General features: G+C 70.3%; 20 protein-coding genes. 10 read left to right on the forward strand and 10 right to left on the reverse strand.

The window, feature by feature from the left end; genetic code table 11:
* Positions 1-21 precede the first annotated feature (21 nt).
* Positions 22-1,281 (reverse strand): UDP-glucose dehydrogenase family protein, encoded by a 1,260-nt coding sequence (locus AB0C21_RS37405; RefSeq protein WP_500210768.1) that lies wholly within the window; start codon positions 1,279-1,281, stop codon positions 22-24.
* 355 nt (positions 1,282-1,636) lie between these two features.
* Between AB0C21_RS37405 and AB0C21_RS37410 the strand changes: the two genes are divergently transcribed.
* The 3 genes from AB0C21_RS37410 (at position 1,637) to AB0C21_RS37420 (ending at position 5,967) form a co-directional block, all read left to right on the forward strand.
* Positions 1,637-3,472 carry an acyl-CoA dehydrogenase gene (locus AB0C21_RS37410; protein ID WP_500210745.1) on the forward strand — a complete coding sequence of 612 codons (1,836 nt, stop codon included), beginning with the start codon at positions 1,637-1,639 and terminating at the stop codon, positions 3,470-3,472.
* A 185-nt stretch (positions 3,473-3,657) separates the two neighbouring features.
* Positions 3,658-4,311 carry a TetR/AcrR family transcriptional regulator gene (locus tag AB0C21_RS37415; RefSeq protein WP_500210746.1) on the forward strand — a complete coding sequence of 218 codons (654 nt, stop codon included), beginning with the start codon at positions 3,658-3,660 and terminating at the stop codon, positions 4,309-4,311.
* A gap of 132 nt (positions 4,312-4,443) precedes the next feature.
* Positions 4,444-5,967: a hypothetical protein gene (locus AB0C21_RS37420; protein ID WP_500210748.1), complete on the forward strand. Its 1,524-nt coding sequence runs from the start codon at positions 4,444-4,446 to the stop codon at positions 5,965-5,967.
* An 88-nt stretch (positions 5,968-6,055) separates the two neighbouring features.
* Here AB0C21_RS37420 and AB0C21_RS37425 read toward each other — a convergent pair whose 3' ends face one another.
* The 4 genes from AB0C21_RS37425 to AB0C21_RS37440 form a co-directional block, all read right to left on the reverse strand.
* Positions 6,056-7,513, reverse strand: coding sequence for a dihydrolipoamide acetyltransferase family protein (locus AB0C21_RS37425; protein ID WP_500210750.1), 1,458 nt, complete (start codon positions 7,511-7,513; stop codon positions 6,056-6,058).
* Positions 7,514-7,518: 5 nt separating this feature from the next.
* A complete protein-coding gene (locus AB0C21_RS37430) occupies positions 7,519-8,496 on the reverse strand; it encodes an alpha-ketoacid dehydrogenase subunit beta (protein WP_149260384.1) in 978 nt (325 codons plus the stop codon).
* Positions 8,493-9,623 carry a pyruvate dehydrogenase (acetyl-transferring) E1 component subunit alpha gene (gene pdhA / locus AB0C21_RS37435; protein WP_500210752.1) on the reverse strand — a complete coding sequence of 377 codons (1,131 nt, stop codon included), beginning with the start codon at positions 9,621-9,623 and terminating at the stop codon, positions 8,493-8,495. Before pdhA ends, AB0C21_RS37430 begins: the two co-directional genes overlap by 4 nt.
* A 245-nt stretch (positions 9,624-9,868) precedes the next feature.
* Positions 9,869-11,488 (reverse strand): hypothetical protein, encoded by a 1,620-nt coding sequence (locus AB0C21_RS37440; protein ID WP_500210753.1) that lies wholly within the window; start codon positions 11,486-11,488, stop codon positions 9,869-9,871.
* 96 nt (positions 11,489-11,584) lie between these two features.
* Between AB0C21_RS37440 and purS the strand changes: the two genes are divergently transcribed.
* The 4 genes from purS (at position 11,585) to purL (ending at position 16,637) form a co-directional block, all read left to right on the forward strand.
* Complete coding sequence (gene purS, locus AB0C21_RS37445; RefSeq protein ID WP_500210755.1) at positions 11,585-11,827, forward strand: phosphoribosylformylglycinamidine synthase subunit PurS; 243 nt, start codon at positions 11,585-11,587, stop codon at positions 11,825-11,827.
* 224 nt (positions 11,828-12,051) lie between these two features.
* Positions 12,052-12,492 carry an ATP-binding protein gene (locus AB0C21_RS37450; RefSeq protein ID WP_500210770.1) on the forward strand — a complete coding sequence of 147 codons (441 nt, stop codon included), beginning with the start codon at positions 12,052-12,054 and terminating at the stop codon, positions 12,490-12,492.
* A 102-nt stretch (positions 12,493-12,594) separates the two neighbouring features.
* On the forward strand, positions 12,595-13,275 hold the full coding sequence (purQ, locus tag AB0C21_RS37455) for a phosphoribosylformylglycinamidine synthase subunit PurQ (protein WP_149260379.1): 681 nt from the start codon (positions 12,595-12,597) through the stop codon (positions 13,273-13,275).
* Positions 13,276-14,342: 1,067 nt separating this feature from the next.
* Positions 14,343-16,637 (forward strand): phosphoribosylformylglycinamidine synthase subunit PurL, encoded by a 2,295-nt coding sequence (gene purL / locus AB0C21_RS37460; RefSeq protein WP_500210771.1) that lies wholly within the window; start codon positions 14,343-14,345, stop codon positions 16,635-16,637.
* A 73-nt stretch (positions 16,638-16,710) separates the two neighbouring features.
* Here the strand turns inward: purL and AB0C21_RS37465 are convergent, their stop codons facing one another.
* Positions 16,711-16,890: a DUF1737 domain-containing protein gene (locus tag AB0C21_RS37465; protein WP_149260378.1), complete on the reverse strand. Its 180-nt coding sequence runs from the start codon at positions 16,888-16,890 to the stop codon at positions 16,711-16,713.
* A gap of 106 nt (positions 16,891-16,996) precedes the next feature.
* On the opposite strand from AB0C21_RS37465, the gene AB0C21_RS37470 reads away from it, so the two are divergent.
* The 3 genes from AB0C21_RS37470 to AB0C21_RS37480 all read left to right on the forward strand — a co-directional run bounded on the left by AB0C21_RS37470 (position 16,997) and on the right by AB0C21_RS37480 (position 18,105).
* Positions 16,997-17,275 carry a hypothetical protein gene (locus AB0C21_RS37470; protein ID WP_500210756.1) on the forward strand — a complete coding sequence of 93 codons (279 nt, stop codon included), beginning with the start codon at positions 16,997-16,999 and terminating at the stop codon, positions 17,273-17,275.
* Between the two features lie 33 nt (positions 17,276-17,308).
* Positions 17,309-17,719 (forward strand): Imm10 family immunity protein, encoded by a 411-nt coding sequence (locus tag AB0C21_RS37475; RefSeq protein WP_500210758.1) that lies wholly within the window; start codon positions 17,309-17,311, stop codon positions 17,717-17,719.
* An 89-nt stretch (positions 17,720-17,808) separates the two neighbouring features.
* Positions 17,809-18,105: a hypothetical protein gene (locus AB0C21_RS37480; RefSeq protein ID WP_500210760.1), complete on the forward strand. Its 297-nt coding sequence runs from the start codon at positions 17,809-17,811 to the stop codon at positions 18,103-18,105.
* Positions 18,106-18,238: 133 nt separating this feature from the next.
* Here the strand turns inward: AB0C21_RS37480 and AB0C21_RS37485 are convergent, their stop codons facing one another.
* From AB0C21_RS37485 to AB0C21_RS37500, 4 genes are all read right to left on the reverse strand, one after another.
* The gene (locus tag AB0C21_RS37485) at positions 18,239-18,904 is read right to left on the reverse strand and encodes a DUF8175 domain-containg protein (RefSeq protein ID WP_500210761.1); all 666 of its coding nucleotides are present in this window, start codon (positions 18,902-18,904) and stop codon (positions 18,239-18,241) included.
* Between the two features lie 184 nt (positions 18,905-19,088).
* Positions 19,089-19,607, reverse strand: coding sequence for a DUF2199 domain-containing protein (locus AB0C21_RS37490; protein ID WP_500210763.1), 519 nt, complete (start codon positions 19,605-19,607; stop codon positions 19,089-19,091).
* A gap of 373 nt (positions 19,608-19,980) precedes the next feature.
* On the reverse strand, positions 19,981-20,325 hold the full coding sequence (locus AB0C21_RS37495) for a hypothetical protein (protein ID WP_500210764.1): 345 nt from the start codon (positions 20,323-20,325) through the stop codon (positions 19,981-19,983).
* Between the two features lie 354 nt (positions 20,326-20,679).
* Positions 20,680-21,189, reverse strand: a complete 510-nt coding sequence (locus AB0C21_RS37500; RefSeq protein ID WP_500210765.1) for a pentapeptide repeat-containing protein — start codon at positions 21,187-21,189, stop codon at positions 20,680-20,682.
* Positions 21,190-21,277: the final 88 nt, after the last annotated feature.

The raw sequence follows: 21,277 nt of genomic DNA on the forward strand, positions 1-21,277 counted from the left end.
CTTGGCGCGGGGTGTTCCCCGCTAGGAGCGGCCAAGGGCGCGGTACTCCCAGCCGGCCGCGCGCCAGCGGGCGGCGTCGAGCGCGTGCCGTCCGTCCACGACCCGTTTGTGCCGGACGACCCCGGCCAGCGCCTCCGGTTCGACCTCCCGGAAGTCCGACCACTCGGTCAGCAGGACGACGACGTCGGCGTCCCGCGCCACGTCGAACGCGCTCTCGCCGTAGGTCAGCTCGGGGAACGCGCGGCGGGCGTTGTCGAGGGCGACCGGGTCGTAGACGCGGACGTCCCCGCCCAGGCCGTGGATCGTGCGCGCCACGTCCAGCGCGGGCGCGTCCCGGATGTCGTCGGAGTTCGGCTTGAACGCGGCGCCCCACGCGGCGACGCGCTTGCCGGCGAAGTCGCCGCCGAGCAGCTCCCGGACGAGGTCGACGGTGCGGGCCCGGCGCCGCCGGTTGATGTCGTCCACCTCGCGCAGGAACGCCACGGCCTGGCCGACGCCGATCTCCTCCGCGCGGTGCGCGAACGCCCGGATGTCCTTGGGCAGGCAGCCGCCGCCGAACCCGAGCCCCGGGCGCAGGAACTTGCCGCCGATCCGGTCGTCCAGCGCGAGCGAGTCGGCGAGGTCCTTGACGTCGGCGCCGACCGCCTCGCAGACCTCGGCCATCGCGTTGATGTAGGAGATCTTGGTGGCGAGGAAGGAGTTGGCCGCGACCTTGACCAGCTCGGCGGTCGCGAGGTCCGTCCGGATCACCGGCGTGCCGAGGTCGAGGACCGGCTTGAACGCGGCCCGCAGCCGCTCGTGCGCCCAGTCGGACGCGACGCCGAACACCAGCCGGTCGGGGCGCAGGGTGTCGTCCACGGCGAAGCCCTCGCGGAGGAACTCGGGGTTCCACGCCAGCTCGACGTCGGTCCCGGCGGGCGCCAGCTCCTGCACGAGGCCGGTGAGGCGCGCGGCCGTCCCGACCGGCACGGTGGACTTGCCGACCACGAGCGACCTGCGGCGCAGGTGAGGCGCGAGGGAGCGGACGGCGGCGTCGACGTAGGTCAGGTCGGCGGCGTCCGAGTCGGCCTGCTGGGGCGTCCCCACGCAGACGAAGTGGACGTCCCCGAACTCGCCGGCCTCCGCGAAGGAGGTGGTGAACCGGAGCCGGCCCGAGTCGAGCGCCTTCGTGAGCAGCTCCGGCAGCCCCGGCTCGAAGATCGGAACCTCGCCGGACGCCAGCCGCTCGATCTTGCGCCGGTCGACGTCCACGCCGAGGACCTCGTAGCCCAGCACGGCCATGCAGATCGCGTGCGTGGCACCGAGGTAGCCGGTCCCGATGACGGTCAGCCTCGGGGCGGCCGCCTCGTCCCGCTCCTCCTGCTTCAATGCGCACCTCCTCGTGCACCGCGGTGAATTCGCGCCCGCTCGATCTTGCCACCCCTTGCGCGCGGGCCGTATGAGGGTGCGGTTTCGGGGCCGCTCGGTGACTTCGGTCACGCGGGGGGCGGGCGCGTGGTATCGATGTGGCCTGCCTCCCCCGAAACCGCCCGAATGGGGTGGTTGTCAGTGGTTACCAGCGGGTAGCATGATGTTCAGTTACTGACCAGTACGCAGCGGGGCCGCCGGTCGCCGCCGGAACCAGACGGAGTCTCGAATGGGGCACTACAAGAGCAACCTCCGGGACCTGGAGTTCAACCTCTTCGAGGTGTTCAGGCGCCAGGACCTCCTCGGCAGCGGCCCGTACGCCGAACTGGACGAGGACACCGTGCGCAGCATCCTCGACGAGGTGAACAGGCTGGCCGAGGGCCCGCTCGCCGCCTCCTTCGAGGACGCCGACCGCAACCCGCCGGTGTTCGACCCCGCCACGGGCGCCGTGGCGATGCCGGAGGGCTTCAAGAAGTCGTACAAGGCGTGGATGGACGCCGAGTGGTACCGGCTCGACCTCGCCCCCGAGTTCGGCGGCAGCGGCGCTCCGCGCTCGCTCACCTGGGCCGTCGCCGAGCAGGTGCTGGGCGCCAACCCGGCCGTCTACATGTTCGCCTCCGGCCCCGGCTTCGCGCAGATCCTCTGGCACATCGGCACGCCCGAGCAGAAGAAGTTCGCCGAGCTGGCGCTCGAGCGGCAGTGGGGCGCCACGATGGTGCTGACCGAGCCGGACGCCGGCTCCGACGTCGGCGCCGGGCGCACCAAGGCCGTCCAGCAGCCGGACGGCACCTGGCACATCGAGGGCGTCAAGCGCTTCATCACCTCGGCCGAGCACGACATGGCCGAGAACATCTTCCACCTGGTGCTGGCCCGCCCCGAGGGCGCCGGACCGGGCACCAAGGGCCTGTCGATGTTCCTCGTCCCCAAGTACCTGGTGGACGTGGAGACCGGTGAGCTCGGCGAGCGCAACGGCGCCTACGTGACCAACGTCGAGAAGAAGATGGGCCTCAAGGTCTCCACGACCTGCGAGCTGACCCTCGGCGAGAAGCACCCGGCGATCGGCTACCTGGTCGGCGACGTCCACCAGGGCATCCGGCAGATGTTCCTCGTCATCGAGTACGCCCGGATGATGGTCGGCACCAAGGCCATCGCCACCCTCTCGACCGGCTACCTGAACGCGCTGGAGTACGCCAAGGAGCGCGTGCAGGGTGCGGACATGACGCAGATGACGGACAAGACCGCTCCGCGGGTGACGATCACCCACCACCCGGACGTCCGGCGCAGCCTCATGACCCAGAAGGCCTACGCCGAGGGCATGCGCGCGCTCGTGCTGCTCACCGCGTCCTACCAGGACGCCGTGCAGGTCGCCGAGTTCGAGGGCCGCAAGGACGAGACGGCCGAGAAGGTCAACGACCTCCTGCTGCCGATCGTCAAGGGCTTCGGCTCCGAGCGGGCCTACGCGCTGCTCGGCGCGGAGTCGCTCCAGACGCTCGGCGGGTCGGGCTTCCTGCAGGAGTACCCGATCGAGCAGTACATCCGCGACTCCAAGATCGACACCCTGTACGAGGGCACCACCGCGATCCAGGGCCAGGACCTGTTCTTCCGCAAGATCCTGCGGGACAACGGCGAGGCGCTGAAGGTGCTCGCCGGGCAGATCCGGGAGTTCGCCGAGTCCGAGGCCGGCAACGGCCGCCTCAAGAACGAGCGCGCGCTGCTGGGCCGGGCCCTCGACGACGTGCAGGGCATCCTCGACCCGATGGTCGGCTGGGCGCTCTCCTCGATGGAGAACCCGAAGGAGCTGTACAAGGTCGGGCTGAACTCCTCGCGCCTGCTCCTCGGCCTCGGCGACCTGATCGTCGGCTGGCTGCTGTGCCGCCAGGCCGAGGTCGCCCTGAACGCGCTCGGCGGCGGGGACGTGTCCGACTCCGACAAGGCGTTCTACACCGGCAAGGTCGCGGCCGCGCAGTTCTTCTGCCAGACCGTCCTGCCGCGCCTCGCCTCGGACCGCGCCGTCACCGAGTCCACCACCCTGGACGTGATGGACCTCCCCGAAGACGCGTTCTAGCACCTGAGCGACCGCTGTGGCCCCGCCCGCCCGGGCGGGGCCACAGCGCTGTCAGGTGGGCGAGTCCCCGCGGTGCTCGCGCCCCCGGCCAATGGCCGCGCCCCTCTGCGTCGGCACTGAATCCTGAAGCCGCCTTCACCTGCCGATCGCGTTCCGGGGTGGAAGCGGCACCTAGAGTGATCGTCGTGGACGAGGACTCTGTTCGGGAGCGGATCACCCAGACCGCGACCCGGTTGTTCGCCGAGCTGGGGTTCGACGGCACGACCGCCGGCATGATCGCCGCGGCCGCCGGAGTGGACACCGCCACCGTCGTGGACCTGACCGGGGGCACGACGGCGCTGTACCACTCCGTGATGGAACGGGCCCACATGGCGGAGCGGTCGATGCTCGAGGAGGCGTCCGCGTCCTTGCCCCTGTCGGCACAGGGGCTGCACGATCTGGCGGACATCTACCTGGACTTCCATCTGTCGCATCCCCACATCGCCCGCCTGTGGCTGCATCGGTGGCTGGGAGACGCCGCCGCCAGCGCCGATCTGGAGTTGAGCTACGAGCGACCGCTGACCAACCTGGTCGCCGAGGCGGCGCGGCCGCTGCTGGCCCCCGACATCGACGTGGACTACATGCTGTGGACCCTGGTGTGGTCGATGACCGGGTTCGTCACCTACGGCGTACCCGACCACGGTGATCAGCCCGCGCCCTGGCGCGACATCGCCCCGCTGCCGCAGGGCTACCGCAGCACCCTCACCTCCGAGACGATCGAGCGGTTCCGCTCCCACCTGCACACGTTGATCGACCGCGTCCTGCGGGACCCCGGGCCGCCCTCCACCGCGTCCATGTAGCAACCGTTCCCGGGATCGGCTCCGGGCGGAGGCCCGCGGAGCGGTGCCCCTCGTCGGCGTTATGGCGGGGGCTGTCGCGGTTGACTACTGTTGCCCGCGTCCCTCGCCCGTTCCCTCCCGACCGGATGACCGATGCGTGCGCTGCCCCTCGCCGTCTCCCTTGCCGGCCTGCTCGTCGTCGCCGGATGCGCCGATGCCGACCGGGCCGAGAAGGTCGCCCCGCCGACCGTGCGCGCGGGCGGCGCCAGCCCCGTCGTGCAGCCGGCGGGCGAGTTCTCCAAGGAGGGCTGGTTCGGCGGCGCGGACGGCCTGCACGCGCGCGTGGACATCAAGGGCGTCGAGCGGCAGGCCGCGAAGTCGGTGCTGCGCTACAGCGTGACGTCACTGGACTCGTCGGTGAAGTCGGTCCCGTTCGAGATCGCGCTCCTCGACACGGCCGGGCGCCGGCTCTACAAGCCGACCGGCACCACCAGCGGCTCCGGCTTCACGCCCGGCACGTCCCGCGAGATGGCCGCCGAGTACCCGCCCCTCCCGGCGACCGTCCAGAAGGTCACCGCGATCACACCCGGGACGGCCGGCGAGTTCAGCGGAATCCCGGTGACGGCCGCGTCGGCGACGCCGTCCTCGCCCGGGACGCCGTCCGCTTCGAACGCACCGCCGAGCGGGTCGACTCCGTCGTCCCCAACGTCTCCCTCGGCGTCGTCTTCTCCGTCGGTCGGGGCCGAGCCGGAAGTCGGGGCGGAGCCGTTCATGGCGGGAGCCCCGTCCCCGATCACGACCTCCCCGTCCCCCACGACGTCCCCTTCCAGCACGGTGTCGGCGTCGCCCCCGACGAGCGCGCCAAGCGGCAACCCCGTCGACCTGTACGACATCGTCGAGGGGGAGGACCGGACCGTCGCGTCCAGCGGATCGAGCGTCACGGTCAGCCTGCGGAGCGATGCCCTGTTCGAGGCGAGTTCGGGCAAGCTGAAGAGCGGTGCCAAGGCGGTCCTGGACGGGGTCGCCCAACAGATCAAGTCGCAGGCGGCCGGAGCGCTGACCTTCGTGGCGAACGCCAGTGACGCGAAGGTGTCCGGAGACCGGGCCCAGGCGCTCCTGAACGAGATGAAGACCAGGCTCGGCACCGGATTCACCTACACGTCCAACGGGCGGCAGGACGGCGACGGCGTCGACCTCACCTACCAGCTCAAGTCGAGCGCGCCGGGTTCCGGCTCACCGGCCGCCTTCCGTGCGCAGGACGGCCAGAAGGTGGTGTCCCGCACGGCTCCCTTTGGCTCAGCCAAGAGGCGCCTTGAGGTCAAACCGTTCTACCGGGACGGCGCCTACATCGTCGCCGTGTTCGACATCGTGAACGAGGGGCCGGGAACCACGCCGCCGGACGCGTCCTACCCGAACCCGAGCTATCCGGGCGGGGTGTTCGGTTCGTTCTCGATCCAGGTGCCGGGCAAGAAGGACGTCTACCGCGCCGTCCGTGTCGGCCCTCCGACACCGGGCCGTCCCACCAACTATGTCGATCCTGGACGGGCCGTCTTCCGCACGGCGGTCAACGAGCCCGTCCGAGGCTTCGTCTACCTTCCCGCCCCACCCGGCAACGTCACGTCCGTGACCTTCAACGCCGGCCCCTTCGGCAAGGTCGACAAGGTCCCCGTCTCCTAGCGGCGGCGGGGTTTCCCGCGTTGACTTGCGGCGTGTTGCCCTTCTGCGAGCGCCTATAGGGGCAACACGCCGCAAGTCATGGGAACCGTCAGCGGCTCCAGGCGAGCATGCGGATCGGGTCCTCGAGCATGTCCCCGACGTCGCGCAGGACGCGGGAGCCCAGTTCGCCGTCCACGATGCGGTGGTCGAACGAGAGCGCCAGCGTGGTCACCTTGCGGATCGCGAGCTCGCCCTCGTGCACCCACGGCATGTCCCGGACCTGGCCGAACGCCAGGATCGCGGATTCGCCCGGGGTGATGATCGGGGTCCCGGAGTCCACGCCGAACACGCCGACGTTCGTGATCGTGATCGTCCCGTCGGACAGGTCGGCGGGGGACGCCTTGCCCGCGCGCGCCTTCGCCGCCAGCTCGTTCAGGGCCCGCGCGAGGCCCGGCAGGTCGAGGTCCTGCGCATCCTTGATCTTGGGGACGATGAGGCCGCGATCGGTGGCCGCCGCGATCCCCAGGTTCACGTAGCGCTTGAGGACGATCTCCGCGCCGTTCGGGCCGTCCACCCACGTGGAGTTCACCATCGGGTTGCGCGCCACCGCCGTGAGCAGCGCGCGCGCCACCAGCAGCAGGGGCGACACCTTCACGTCCGCGAACTCGGGCAGCTCGCGGAGCCGCTTGACGGTCTCCATCGTCCGCGTCACGTCCACCTGGAGGAACTCGGTGACGTGCGGAGCGGTGAACGCCGAACCGGACACCGCGGCGGCGGTCGCCTTGCGGACGCCCTTGACGGGGATCCGCTCCTCGCGCGGGCCCGCCTGGACGGTCGGCGCGCCGGCGGGAGCCTGGGCCCCGGCCTGCGCGGCGAGGACGTCCTCGCGCGTGATCGAGCCCTCCGGGCCGGTGCCCGTGATGGACGCGAGGTCCACCCCGAGGTCCTTGGCCATCTTCCGGACGGGCGGCTTGGCCAGCGGCAGCCCGTTCCCGGAAGGACTCGGGCGGGGCGCCGGCGGCGCCTGCGGGGCGGGCGCGGGCGCCGGGGCAGGAGCAGGGGCAGGGGCAGGGGCAGGGGCAGGGGCAGGGGCGGGGGCGGGCGGAGCCGTGGACGCCGCGGGCGCCGCACCGTTGGCCGCCTTGCGGGGACGGCGCCTGGTCGTCCCCTCCTTCACGCCGTAGCCGACGAGGACGGGCGTCCGCTTCGGCGGCTCCTGCGGCGTCACCATGCCCGGCTCGTTGGCCGTGGGGACGCCTTCCTCGCGGAGCGCGGCAGCCTGCGCCGGGGGCTCGGACACCGGCGTCGCCACGCCGCCCTCGCCGCCCGCGTCCACCGCGATGATCGGGACCCCGACGTCCACGGTCTGCCCCTCGGTGACCATCAGCTCGGTCACCACGCCCTCGAACGGGCAGGGCAGCTCCACGATCGCCTTCGCCGTCTCGATCTCGACGATCGTCTGGTTCACCTCGACGGTGTCGCCGGGCTGGACGTGCCACTTGACGATCTCGGCCTCCGTCAGGCCCTCGCCCACATCCGGCAGTTTGAACAGTTTGGGCTGGCTCACCGGCGTCACCACGCGAAGGTCCGGTCGACCGCGTCCAGGATGCGGTCGAGGTCGGGCAGGTAATGGTCCTCGATGCGGGACGGCGGGTACGGGGTGGAGAACCCGCCGACGCGCAGCACCGGCGACTCCAGCCGGTAGAAGCACTTCTCGGTGATCCGGGCCGCCAGTTCGGCGCCGTACCCGTTGAACACCGGCGCCTCGTGGACGACGACGCAGCGCCCCGTCCGGTTCACCGAGTCCGTCACCGCGCCGATGTCGAGCGGGTTCAGCGAGCGAAGGTCGATGACCTCCAGGGACCGCCCCTCCTCCGCGGCGGCCGCGGCGGCCTCCAGGCACGTCTTCACCGACGGTCCGTAGGCCAGCAGCGTCACGTGCTCGCCCGGCCGGACGACCGTCGCCCGGTGCAGCGGCGTCCAGTCGGTGGAGTCGGTGTCGACCTCCGCCTTGTCCCAGTACCGGCGCTTCGGCTCAAAGAAGATCACCGGGTCGGGGGAGGCGATCGACTGCTGGATCATCGAGTAGGCGTCCACCGGGTTCGAGCACGCCACGACGCGCAGGCCGCCGGTGTGCGTGAAGTACGCCTCCGGCGACTCGGAGTGGTGCTCCACCGCGCCGATGCCGCCGCCGCACGGGATCCGGATGACGACCGGCAGCTCCAGCGCGCCGAGCGAGCGCATCCGCATCTTCGCGAGCTGCGTGATGATCTGGTCGGCGGCGGGGAACACGAACCCGTCGAACTGGATCTCCACCACGGGCCGGTAGCCGCGCAGCGCCAGCCCGATCGCGGTCCCGACGATGCCGGACTCGGCGAGCGGGGTGTCGATGACCCGCTCCTCCCCGAAGTCCTTCTGGAGCCCGTCGGTGATGCGGAAGACGCCGCCGAGCTTGCCGACGTCCTCGCCCATGACGAGGACCTTCGGGTCGTTCTCCATGGCCTTGCGCAGGCCCACGTTGAGGGCCTTGCCGAGTGTCAGGGTGCTCACTTCGACTCCTCCTCGAACGACGCGAGGTAGGCGGCGAACTGCTCCTGCTCCTCGGTCATCAGCGGGTGCTCGTCCCCGTACACGTTGTCGAACATCGACAGCGGCCCCGGGTCGGGCAGGGCCAGGCACGCCTCACGCAGCTCCCTGGTGATCTGCTTGGCCTCGGCCTCCACCTGCTCGAAGAACCCCGCGTCCGCCATGTCGCCCCGCACCAGGTACGCCTTGACGCGCTCGATCGGGTCCTTGAGCTTCCACGCCTCCTCCTCGGCCTTCAGCCGGTAGCGCGTGGGGTCGTCGGTCGTGGTGTGGGCGCCCATCCGGTAGGTGTACGCCTCAACGAGGGTGGGGCCCTGGCCCGTCCTCGCGTTCTCCAGGGCCTTCCTGGTGACGGCGAGGCAGGCGAACACGTCGTTGCCGTCCACGCGGACGCCCGGGAAGCCGAATCCCTGCGCCCGCTTGTAGAGCGGGATCCTCGACTGCCGTTCGAGGGGCTCGGAGATGGCCCACTGGTTGTTCTGGCAGAAGAACACGATCGGCGCGTTGAACACCGAGGCGAACACGAAGGATTCGTTCACGTCGCCCTGGGACGTGGCGCCGTCCCCGAAGTAGGCGATCGTGGCGCCCGCCGACGGGGTGCCGAGCACGCCGTCCCGCTGGATGCCCATCGCGTACCCGGTCGCGTGCAGCGTCTGGCTGCCGATCACGACGGTGTACAGGTGGAAGCCGTGCTCCTTCGGGTCCCACCCGCCGTGGTTGATGCCCCGGAACATGCCGAGCAGCTTCAGCGGCTCCACGTCCCGGCACCAGGCGACGCCGTGCTCCCGGTACGTGGGGAACACCATGTCGTTGGCGGACGCCGCCCGCCCGGAGCCGATCTGCGCCGCCTCCTGCCCGAGCAGCGAAGCCCAGAGGCCGAGCTCGCCCTGCCGGGTGAGCGCCACGGCCTCCTGGTCGATCCGCCGCACGATCACCAGATCGCGGTACAGGCCGCGCACGTCCTCGGCGCTGAGGTCCAGGGGGTAGTCCGGGTGCTCGACCCGCTCGCCCTCGGGGGTGAGCAGCTGGACGAGTTCGGGCTCGGCGACCTTCGGGGTGTCGGGCGCGCCGCGCACGGAGTCGATCGTCATCGATGACACTCCTCGTTCGGGGCCGTCACGCGGGGTCGCCGCGCGGCCGGCCGATGCCAACGGCCCAGCCCCCGGTAAGGGACAAAAGCCGCAATGCCATCGTGGCAGACATCACACCCTGCGACGCAAGTCCCGCCGCCGCGATGCGAGTCCTCCACCGGAGGTCGTACCCCCGGGCCTTACCCCGTGATCCGGACGTGACGCACCCCACATCCGCGTTCGTAGGGATTTGCAGGGAACGGGGGTTATTCGCGGGAAAGGGCCCGGGTGGCGCCGGCCGCCACCGTCAGACCGAGGACCAGGCCCGCGGCGACGATGAGGTTCGCGATCCACTGGTCGGTGCCCTTCGGGGCGAACTCCATCTCCTGGCCGAGGCTCCCGATGGGCAGGAGGAGGTCGAGCGTGTAGAAGAACGCGTTGAAGTGTGGTTTGTGGCCGGTGTCCAGGACGTCCGGCTTGTTGATGGAGAAGAAGATCGTTCCGAAGGCCAGGAGGCCGACCAGCCAGCTCGCGGCGCGGAACGGGCGGTAGCCGTAGCCGACCAGGACGTCCTGGAGCCAGCCGACGATCTTGCGCGGCAGCCCCTGGGTCTTGCGCCTGTCCCGGGCCTTGGCGAGCAGGACCGAGCGGCCGTCGGCGTCCAGCCCGAGGGAGCGGTAGGTCTGCGCGAGGCGCTCGTAGGGCTGCGGGGCGTAGCCGTCGGTGTCGCGGCGCAGCCACGCCAGCCGCTCGCGGGCGGTGAGCGGAGGTTCGAGCGTCTCGTACTGGAGGCCGTCGAGCTGGAGGCGCTCCGGCCAGGACGCCGCGTCGTCGCGCAGCAGGTTGATGCGGGCGTAGGACAGGTCCGCGGTCCCCTTGATCGGCTCGGCCGTGCGGAGCAGCAGCTCCTCCGCCTGGAGCCGCTGCAGGCCGAGCGCCGTCCCCTCGTCGTGGAGCAGGCGGGCGTCGCGCAGGCTGAGCTGCCCGGTGACGCGGGCCCCCGAGAAGCTGACGGCGCCGACGGCGGTGAACCCGTCGGAGCAGTAGATGTCGGTCTCCACGCTCAGGTCGTCGGCGTTCAGGGCGGTCCGCTTCGGGGCGGACAGGCGGGCGCCGACGAACGACAGGTAGCCGCCGACGCGGCCGCCGCGGAGCCGGATCTCGCCCTCGGCGCTGAACCCGCCGTCGCAGAACACGTTGGCGGCCACGTCCAGGCGGCTGGCGTACAGGGCCGCGCCGGACGGGTTGTACAGCCGGGCGCCGCGGAAGATCAGCTGGCCGCCGACCCGGGCCCCCGGCAGCCGGACCTCGCCGTTGGCGGTGAACCCCTGGTCGCAGTAGACGTTCGCCTCGACCGAGAGGCGGTCGGCGAGCATCGCGTCCCCGCCCGGGTTGGACAGGTGCACGCCCGACATGTTCAGGATGCCGGTGATGTTCGCCCCGTCCAGCCACAGGCCGCCGTTGATGCGGCTGCCCTCCAGCCACAGGTGGCCGTCCACCCGGGTGCCGGAGGCGATCAGGCCGGGCAGCCGGCAGCGCATCAGGTGGACGCTGTTCATGCTCGCCCAGTACAGGTGCGGGGCCTCGTCGAAGTCGCAGCCGGTCAGCGCCAGCGGGACGCCGACCTCCGCGTGCCCGAGGTTCAGCGAGCCGGTGATGCGGGCGCCGCCGAGCCGCACGGCGGCGACCTGCCCGGGCTCGGCCTCCACCGCGCCGACGAGCAGCGCCACGAGGACCTCGGCCCTGACCGCCCGGTCGTGTCCCCACTGGTCGGCGCGTGTGACGTCGTCGAGCGCCTGGTCGCCGGACGACAGGTCGACGGATTCGCCCTTGGGGAACGCCTCCCACAGGCGGCGCTCCACGGGCGTCAGGTCCTCGATGTTCATCGGCTGGCTCCGGGGGGTGCTGATGGCTCGTGATGGGCCATGGTGCCGTACGCTTCAGGATCGTAAGCAAAAGCGCAGATCAGTGAGGGGGCGACCGTGGCGCGTGTCGTCGTGGACGTCATGCTCAAGCCGGAGATCCTCGACCCGCAGGGGCAGGCGATCGCCCGCAAACTGCCGCAGATGGGGTTCGACGGGGTCGTGGCCGTGCGGCAGGGCAAGCGGTTCGAGGTCGAGCTGGAGGGGGACGCCGACGAGGCGGCCCTGGAGCAGGTCGCCAAGATCGCCGAGACGCTGCTGGCGAACCCGGTGATCGAGAACTACGAGGTTCACGTTCTGTGACCGGCGTCGCCGCGCGGTCTTGACCGGGGGGCGCCCGGAGCCGGCCCGCGACGCCGCCCGTTCCCGGGTGCGACATGGTGCGTTCCAAGTAACGGGCCCGTGACTGTGGCGATTACGGAAGATTCCACCGGGGAAGTGTTAGCTGCGTTGAGTCGTCGAGCACGCTCCGGGACCGGGGGCACGGTCGGGACGCCCGGAGCATGACACGAGGTGTCCGGGTGGATATGAGGTTCTCGCTCGCGCTGCCGCGCGACGCGCTGAGCATCCCGGTGGTCCGGCGGGTGACGGGGGAGGCCCTGCGGGGGCTGGGCGTCTCCGAGGACTGCGTCGACGACCTGCTGGTAGCCATCTCCGAGGCGTGTACGAACGTCGTCAAGCACGCCCGCGCGAACGGCGACTACGAGGTGACCGGGCACGTGGCCGGCGGCACCTGCCTGCTCAAGATCGTCGACTGGGGCCGCGGGCTCCGGGCCGCCCCGCAGGAGCCGGGCGCGCTGAGCGAGTCGGGACGCGGGATCGGCATCATGCGCGCGCTGGTGGACGACCTGGACATCGACTCCACGCCCGACAGCGGCACCGTCGTTCACCTGCGGAAGCGGCTGACCTGGAGCGACGGGGCCCGCGTACGGCGCCTCGACCGCAACCTCATTCCCAACGCCGGGTAGATTGGGACGTGCGCGCGGGGGAATGCGACGCGCATCGGGGTTGATCGGCGGAGGAGATCCCCGACCGTCTCGGCCGCACCTCATTTCGGAGGAACAGAACAGATGGACGCTGCCCGGGTTGGGATCATCACCTTCCCAGGTTCCCTTGACGACAAGGACGCCGCACGCGCGGTGCGGCTGGCCGGCGCCGAGCCGGTCGCCCTCTGGCACGGCGACCACGACCTCCAGGGGGTCGACGCCGTCGTCCTGCCCGGGGGCTTCTCATACGGGGACTACCTGCGGGCCGGCGCGATCGCCCGGTTCGCGCCGCTGATGACCGAGGTCGTGGCCGCCGCCGGCGACGGCCTGCCGGTCCTCGGCATCTGCAACGGCTTCCAGGTGCTGTGCGAGACGCACCTGCTGCCCGGCGCGCTGCTCCCGAACGCGGGCCTGCACTTCGTCTGCCGCGACCAGCGGCTGCGCGTCGAGAACGCCTCCACCGCCTGGACCGGTGAGTACACCGAGGGCCAGGAACTGGTGATCCCGGTGAAGAACCGGGACGGCCGCTACACCGCCGACCGGGAGACGCTGATCGAACTGGCCGACTCCGGCCGCATCGTCGCCCGCTACCTCGACCTGAACCCGAACGGCTCCCTCGACGACATCGCCGGGATCTGCAACGAGGCCGGCAACGTGGTCGGCCTCATGCCCCACCCCGAGCACGCCGTCGAGTCGCTGACCGGGCCGTCCACCGACGGGCTCGGGTTCTTCACCTCGATCGTCAACAGACTGGTCAACGCATGAGTGAGCAACGGCCCCACGCTTCCGGACGGGGCACCCGAGACGAGGACGAGCCCTCGATGGAGTGGCTCGGCGAGCTCAAGTCCGACGCGGACGACCCGGAGCTCCAGCCCGTCAACCCGGCGGTGACGCAGGGTTTCAAGGCCATCGTCGACGGAGAGGACCCGCCCGCCGAACCGGTCCCCGGGCCCTTCACCGGGCCCATCCCCGTGCTGAACGAGGAGGGGCCGCTCCCGGCTCCTCCGGCGTCCCAGGGGGAGCCCGACCCGGAGTTCGCGCGGGCCCTGGAAGAGGAGCGCTCTGCCGGCGACCCGACGTCCACCGTCGCGGACCCGTCACTCACCGTGCCCGACCTGAGCGCCTTCGCGGCCCCGCCGCCCGCCCGGGGCACGGGCACCGGCCCGCAGCCCGCCGTCGGTTCCGGCACCGGCCCGCAGCCGCCGCTCGGCCACGGCACGGGCCCTCAGCCCGCCGTGGGCCATGGCACCGGCCCGCAGCCCGCGGTCGGTTCCGGTACGGGCCCTCAGCCCGCCGTGGGGTACGGCACCGGCCCGCAGCCGGCCGTTCGCCCGGGCACTGGCCCGCAGCCCCTCATCGACCTGAACTCGGGCCCGCTGGCCCAAGGCCCCACCACCGGCCCTCAGCCTCCCGTAGGCCGGGGAACGGGCCCTCAGCCCGCCGTAGGCCGGGGAACGGGCCCTCAGCCCGCCGTAGGCCGGGGAACGGGCCCCCAGCCCGCCCTGGGGCACGGCACGAGCCCTCAGCCCGCCGTAGGACCGGGCAGCGGCCCGCAGCCCGCGATCGGCCACGGCACGGGCCCGCAGCCCGCCCTCGGCCACGGCACTGGTCCCCTGCCCGCCGTCCGCCCCGGAACGGGCCCGCTGCCCAGGATCGTCCCGGGATCGGGCCCGCAGCCCGCCGTCGGTTCCGGCACCGGCCCGCAGCCGGCGATCGGGCGCGGCACGGGTCCGCAGCCCGCGATCGGCCACGGCACGGGCCCCCAGCCCGCCGTAGGACCGGGCACCGGCCCGCAGCCCGCCATCGGTAGGAGCACCGGCCCGCAGCCGGCGATCGCGGCGCCCGCGCACTACGACCAGGGCACGGACACGGTGGCCATCGCCGCCGCGTCTCCCGAGCGTCCGCAGCCGTACGCCGAGCTGGGGATGAACGAGGAGGAGTACCAGCGCGTCCGTCACATCCTGGGACGCCGGCCCACCTCGGCCGAGCTGGCGATCTACTCCGTCATGTGGAGCGAGCACTGCTCCTACAAGAGCTCCAAGGTGCACCTGCGCCAGTTCGGCGACAAGGCCCCGAAGACCGACAAGCTCCTAGTCGGCATGGGAGAGAACGCCGGTGTCGTGGACATCGGCCAGGGCTGGGCGGTCACCTTCAAGGTGGAGTCGCACAACCACCCGTCCTACGTCGAGCCGTACCAGGGCGCCGCTACCGGCGTCGGCGGGATCGTCCGCGACATCATGTCGATGGGGGCGCGCCCCATCGCCGTCATGGACTCGCTCCGCTTCGGCCCGGCCGACGCCCCTGACACCCAGCGCGTCCTGCCCGGCGTCGTCGCCGGCGTGGGCGGCTACGGCAACTCGCTCGGCCTGCCCAACATCGGCGGCGAGACCGTCTTCGACGCCTGCTACGAGCAGAACCCGCTCGTGAACGCCCTGTGCGTCGGCGTGATGAAGCACGAGGACATCAAGCGCGCGGTGGCCCCCGGCCCCGGCAACAAGGTGATCCTGTTCGGCGCCCTGACCGGCCCGGACGGCATCGGCGGCGCGTCCGTCCTCGCCTCGGCCACCTTCGACGAGGAGTCGCACCAGAAGCGGCCGTCGGTCCAGGTGGGCGACCCGTTCATGGAGAAGCTGCTCATCGAGTGCTGCCTGGAGCTGTTCCGCGAAGACCTCGTGGTCGGCATCCAGGACCTCGGCGCCGCCGGGGTGTCGTGCGCGACGACGGAGCTGGCCGCGGCCGGCACCGGCGGCATGCACGTCGACCTCGACGCCGTCCCGCTCCGCGACGAGACTCTCCGCCCCGAAGAGATCCTCATGAGCGAGTCGCAGGAGCGCATGATGGCGGTGGTGGAGCCCGCCAAGGTCGAGCGCTTCATGGAGATCTGCGCGCGCTGGGAGATCCCGGCCACCGTGATCGGGGCGGTCACCGACACGCGCCGGCTGGTCATGACGTGGCGGGGCGAGACGATCGTCGACATCCCGCCGGTCACCGCCGCCGACGAGGGCCCGGTCTACAACCGCCCGCTGGCGCCCCCGCACGACCTCGGCGCCCTGCAGTCCGACACGCCGGGCCGGTTGACCCGTCCGTCCAACGGCGACGAGCTGCGCCGGACCGTCCTGTGGTTGGCCGGGTCGCCGAACCTCGCCGGCAAGACGTGGGTGACGTCGCAGTACGACCGGTACGTCCTGGGCAACACCGTCATGGCGATGCCCGAGAACGCCGGCGTGGTCCGCATCGACGACGAGTCGGGCCTCGGCATCGCGCTGTCCCTGGACGGCAACGGCCGCTACACCCGGCTCGACCCGTACGCGGGCGCGCAGCTCGCGCTCTCGGAGGCGTTCCGCAACGTCGCCGCGACCGGTGCGCGGCCCCTGGCCGTCACCAACTGCCTGAACTTCGGCTCCCCGGAGGACCCGGGCGTCATGTGGCAGTTCGCCCGCGCCGTCGAGGGCCTCGCCGACGCCTGCCAGTACCTCGGCATCCCGGTGACGGGCGGCAACGTCAGCTTCTACAACCAGACGGGCGACACGCCGATCAACCCGACCCCGGTCATCGGCGTCCTCGGCGTCCACGATGACGTCCGCCGCCGGGTCAACATGTCGCTGGCCACCGACGGTGCCACGATCGCCCTGCTGGGCGAGACGCGCGAGGAGTTCGGCGGCTCGGAATGGGCGCACGTGGTCTACGGCCACCTGGGCGGCCTGCCGCCGCTGGTCGACCTGAAGGCCGAGGCGGCCCTGGCGTCGGTGCTGGTCGCCGCCGTCCGCGACGGCCTGGTCAACGCCGTGCACGACCTCTCCGACGGCGGCCTCTCGCAGACGCTGGTGGAGTCGTGCCTGCGCGGCGGCCTCGGCGCCCGCATCACCCTCCAGGGCGACCCGTTCGTCGCGCTGTTCAGCGAGTCGGTGGCCCGCGCCATGGTCGTCGTCCGTCCGGGCGCCGAGGGCCGCCTGGCGGCCCTGTGCGAGTCGGCGGGCGTCCCGGTCTCCCAGCTCGGCGTGGCGGGCGGCGACGCCCTCCACGTCACCGGCCGCGGCCCCGAAGGCGACCAGCAGGAGCTGTTCAGCATCGGCCTCTCGGAACTCCGCGAGTCCCACGAACGCATGCTCCCCAGCTACGCCGACTAACGCCAGACGCGAAGGGCGCCCCCACCCGGGGGCGCCCTTTTCGCATTCTTCGCGGGGATAGGGCGAGCCGCTCCTAGCTCTGGCGACGAATGAGGGCCTGAGCGACGATGACCCGGTCCCCGTTGAACGTCACCGACGGCGAGCCGTGCAGCTCGTACCCCAGGTCGAGCGCCTCACTGACCCGCCAGCAGAACGTCTCGTCGTCCGGCCCGGTAAGCACCCGATACCGCGGAAGCCCTCTCTTTTCACTCATACCAGGAGCCTAGTGCGCCGCACCCCGCCGCCCCGGACCACGGCGAGCCCGCTCCCTTCCAGCCCAGCGGTGATGCCTTGTCGGTGGTCCCTGCTGGGATAGAGGGATGAGTGAGTCCCCCCAACTGGTCACGCAGTTGCTCAAGGCAGTGGTCGCGTACACATGGTTCTTCGAGACCTGCGATGAGTCGACCGTGGACGACGACACGGCGCTGAAACAGCAGGAGTACGCCGGCTACCTCCTGAGCCGGCTATCCGACGCGGACAAGAGGCGCCTCGCTGACGAACTGGCGACCCTGGCGGCGACCGAGACGGACCCGGCGTACCGAGAGTTCGTCGAGACGTTCGCATTCACCATGGGCTTGGTGGAGCACAATGAGCGGTGACCCGCCCCACATTGAGACGCCTAAGCTCCTCTAATGGCGTTCACGTTCACCGCTCGCGCTGTCGGAGCGGAAACCTACGAAGACGATGAGTGCTTCATAGCTGGAGTAGCCGAACATGAGGACGGCAGCGGCCGCCAGTTGACCTTCATGTGCAGCCTCTACGAACCCGAGGACCAGGACATCGCCACCGGCATGGACTCCTACTGCCTGGTCACGGCAGGCCAGGGCACGGCCTACGGCGGTGTCAGAGAGGCAGTGCTGAAAGACCGCGTCCTACGAATCGTCGTAGACCCCTCCAACCTGGAAGCGCTAGGCCTGAACGATTCCGAAATCGAAGTGACATTGGACGTCGGGAACGCGCACCTCCAGCGGCTTCGCGAGGGCCTGCGCCGTGTCCTGACATATGGACGCCCAAGCGAACGGCCGACCGTCCTAGAACTCTGAGAACCCGCGTCCGCCTCGTGGTAGTTCCGATCTCTTGTCGCGCCGATCCGCAAGCGGAATGATGACGAGGAGATCAAGGGGGTCGTGCCATGTGGCCTGATCTGCAAGTCGGTCTGATCGGCTTGATCGGGGTGGTCTTGATCGGCCGCGGCGTGTGGGAGCTACGGAGGTCGTGGCCTACTCAGCGCGGCAAGAAGCTCGCCGAGACCCTGGGCAGAACCGCTCTCGGGCTGCCATTTCTCGGCAGCGTGATCGGAATCGTCTTCTTCGACGTCCCCTTCGATGCGGCATCGGGCAAGCAACTCGTCCTCTCGTTGGCGATTTGGGCGGGGTTGATCGCATGGAAGGTATGGACTACCAGGCGAGACAATAAGTCCGCACCCTAGGCCGCCCCGCTCTCCCAGCTCCCTGTGCCGATCCCCCAACGGGCACGCGCAGTGGTCCCGCCGGAGATGCCGAGAAGACGAAGTTCGCATCCGCCCCCGTGGCTCCCACCCTGGCTTCCGGAGTTTTTTGGTCTCAGAAGCCGCCCCAGAAGACGAACCCGGAGAGCGAGTCCACGTTCTGGGGGGATGAGCCTGTGGATCCATCTGGGGTGGGCGCGAGCTTCCATTCGCCCTGCCACTTCACGGTCGTGGTCCTGGCAGTGCGGCCGCCGCGCCCAGGGTCCCGCGACACCGTGCCGACCACCGCGGTCTGAGGCGTATAGGAGACGATTCGAAAGCCCGTGATCTGCGCTGCTTTCCTGGCCGGTACGGGCTGACCGGCGGCACGCACCCGTGCGTAGGCCGCCTTGCCTCTCCCCGCCACGACCTGCCGCTCCAAAATCTTTCGCCACCGTGTCGACCGGTCGAGCCGCACGCTGATCTGCACAGCGGCGAACAGGGCTCCGCGCGGGGTGTGCTCGTAGCAGCGTGCGATGTCGCCCTGGACGTCCAGTGGTCCCACCGAAGGCGAGAACGGCACTGCAACGCCCTCGAAACGCTTCCAGTACACCTGTCTCGGCGCGGTCGTGGGAATGCTCTGGTCGCCGTTGTCAGCAGGGCACGCGCGTGCCTTCGCCGGGCTTGTGGCAGGAGGTGCGGACTTTGCTGTGGCCGCTGCGGTGTTCTCCTGGCTCTTCGCTGTACAACCGGCGACGCCCAGGGCGACGACGATGACTGGAAGGCCGGCCTTTTCTAACATGTGGGAACCCAACTCGCACGGCGGCTTCTGACACGACCAGGCCGATCCTAGGCCCGACAAGCGCGGCCACGCAGCGATGCGCGGCCGGGCGTGCAAGGGCCTCACAGTCGGCCACTGCAAGGCCGACGCGCACCACCGCGAAAACCTCGGCTGCGGCGTCCGCCGCATCTTCGACTTAGTGGCGTTAGGGCTGTTGTTCGGGGTGGAGCATGAGTTCCGCGATGTGCTGGACGCGGGCGTGGGTGATGCCAGTGCGTTGCTCGACTGCCAGTGGGTGATCGGTGGGTTCGAGCTCGATGAACGGCCGCTCGCCGATCGGGCGTGTGTGCAGGTTCGTTTTGAGCTCGATGGTCGTGGGTGAGTAGAGCGTCAGGCCGGTGGACAGCCATCCGAAGTAGGGAGGCTCGTTCTGCCTGCCCGGGGTGTTCCAGAGCCGTAGGGCGCGGGTGAAGTTGTCCTGGCTGAGCGAGACCCAGACGCCCCAGCTGAAGACCTCGCCGGTGTCGGTCACCGGAATCTCGATCAGTCCGTGGACGAAGAACGCCTGGCCTTTGATCACGCAGGTTTCGGAGGCCAGTTCGCTCTCCGGATCCTCCGCCAGTTCCGGCGTCCAGAAGTCGGGAGCCGGTGCGCCGAAGCTCATGGGCAGGCCGTCGTGGTGCTGCCCGCAGCATGAGCAGAGGAATCCGGAATGTTCAGGCATGGGGTGAGGGTACTGATCTTTCCGCCAGGGCGGACGCGACGCCTATCGCGGTGAGGCGGCGAGCGACCCCGAACATGGCCGAGTCGGGCAGGCGTTGATCCCAGACCGTCAGCACCTTGCGCCGCCGCATGTGCCCTCGATGTGCCCTGAGCCTGACCCGGCATGACGGCGGCCGAGCGGCCGGGAGGAGGGTGGGGTCACGGAATTCTGCCTGCTCCGAGACGTATCCGGGAGTGGTTCCATACCCACCCTCCCTGAGCCGCGGACCCTGATGGGTGCTCAGACCGGTCTCCAACAAAGGCACCGTACTGAGACGTTCCGACAATTCGAATGAGCGACCAGCCTGGAGGCCCACGATCTTGAAACGACGCCGCTACTGCCAGAGGTAGTCATAGCGGGGTGGTGCCTGGGCGACCTGGACCTGGCCGTCTCTGACCTGCCATTCGGTTTGGTGCCCCTCCTCGTGAAAGACGAGGAAGAGCCCGCATACACGGTCGTCGTCCTCGTCGTCGGCGGGGAGGGCGGCGATCTCTCGGACCTGGTCGAGGACTTCGTCGCAGTATTGCGAGCGAACGGCTCGGGCGTAGCAGGCTGCGTCGAGCCAGCCGCCTTCCGGGAAGGCCCATCCGGCGGGGTTCCCGCGGCGGATGATGCGCTCGGCTTCGGCTTTCTGCCCGTGGAACTCCAGCCAGCCCCGTATGTAGGCCCAAGTGCTCATGGACCCATGATTGCGGGCCTGGTCGGAGCCGGGGCGGCTAGAAGACCGAGTTCTGAAAGCCCCAAGATCACGACCTGCGGCAATGCTGCCCGCTGCTGCTCTGACCTGGCGCTACTGCCCTCGATGGTTCTCATCGTCTCGTGCGTGATCGCGAGCCCATGTGCCCTCGATGTGCCCTCACGCATCGAGGGCTCGGGGGCTGGAACGCGCCGTCAGCTTGGGAAGTCACTTCCCTAGATCAACGATCACCAGCGGTACCGCTGACCTGCCCTTGTGTGCTCTCAACCCCGTGAGCGACCGCACGTGCCCGTGATCGTCCGCTCCAACGGGCACGCAACGGGCACGGCTGCGCCGTCACTCCTGGCGTACAAGCTGAGCTGTGTCGGCATCGGGAGCCGTCGGAACCGCCCGCCACGGGAGCGGCCACACATGACTGCTGTTCGGATGACTCGCCTTGGCCAAAGCAAGTTCAGGCTCTTGGTGGAAGTGAGTCTCATGGAAGCTGGTGTCGCCGTTGAACTGAGCACCGTCGAACCAGGCCTCGTCGCTGAACCGAGCGTCGTCGAACCTGGTGGTGCCGCTGAATTCGACTCTGCTGAACCGGGCGCTCCCACTGAACTCTGCCCGGTCGAACCAGGCCTCGTCGCTAAACCGTGCGTCACCGAGCCTGGTGGTGCCGCTGAACTGAGCGCCCTCGAAGGTGGTGGCTCGGCTGAGGTTCCCCCCGTAGCACGGACAGCTGGCGTGAGATGGGTCAGGTGGCCGTAGTCGAGGAGCGGTGTCGTTCCTCGTAGTCCACCGGACTGAGCATTCCGATGCTGGAATGCCTTCTGAATGGGTTATACCAGCACTCGATTCATTCAAACACCGCGGCTGCGAGCTCGGCTCTTGTTTGCCATTTCCTGGTGTCGAGTAGTTCGAGCTGCATCGATCCCCAGAACGACTCCATCAT

The organism is Spirillospora sp. NPDC049024, from assembly GCF_040649235.1.
Lineage (GTDB): Bacteria > Actinomycetota > Actinomycetes > Streptosporangiales > Streptosporangiaceae > Spirillospora.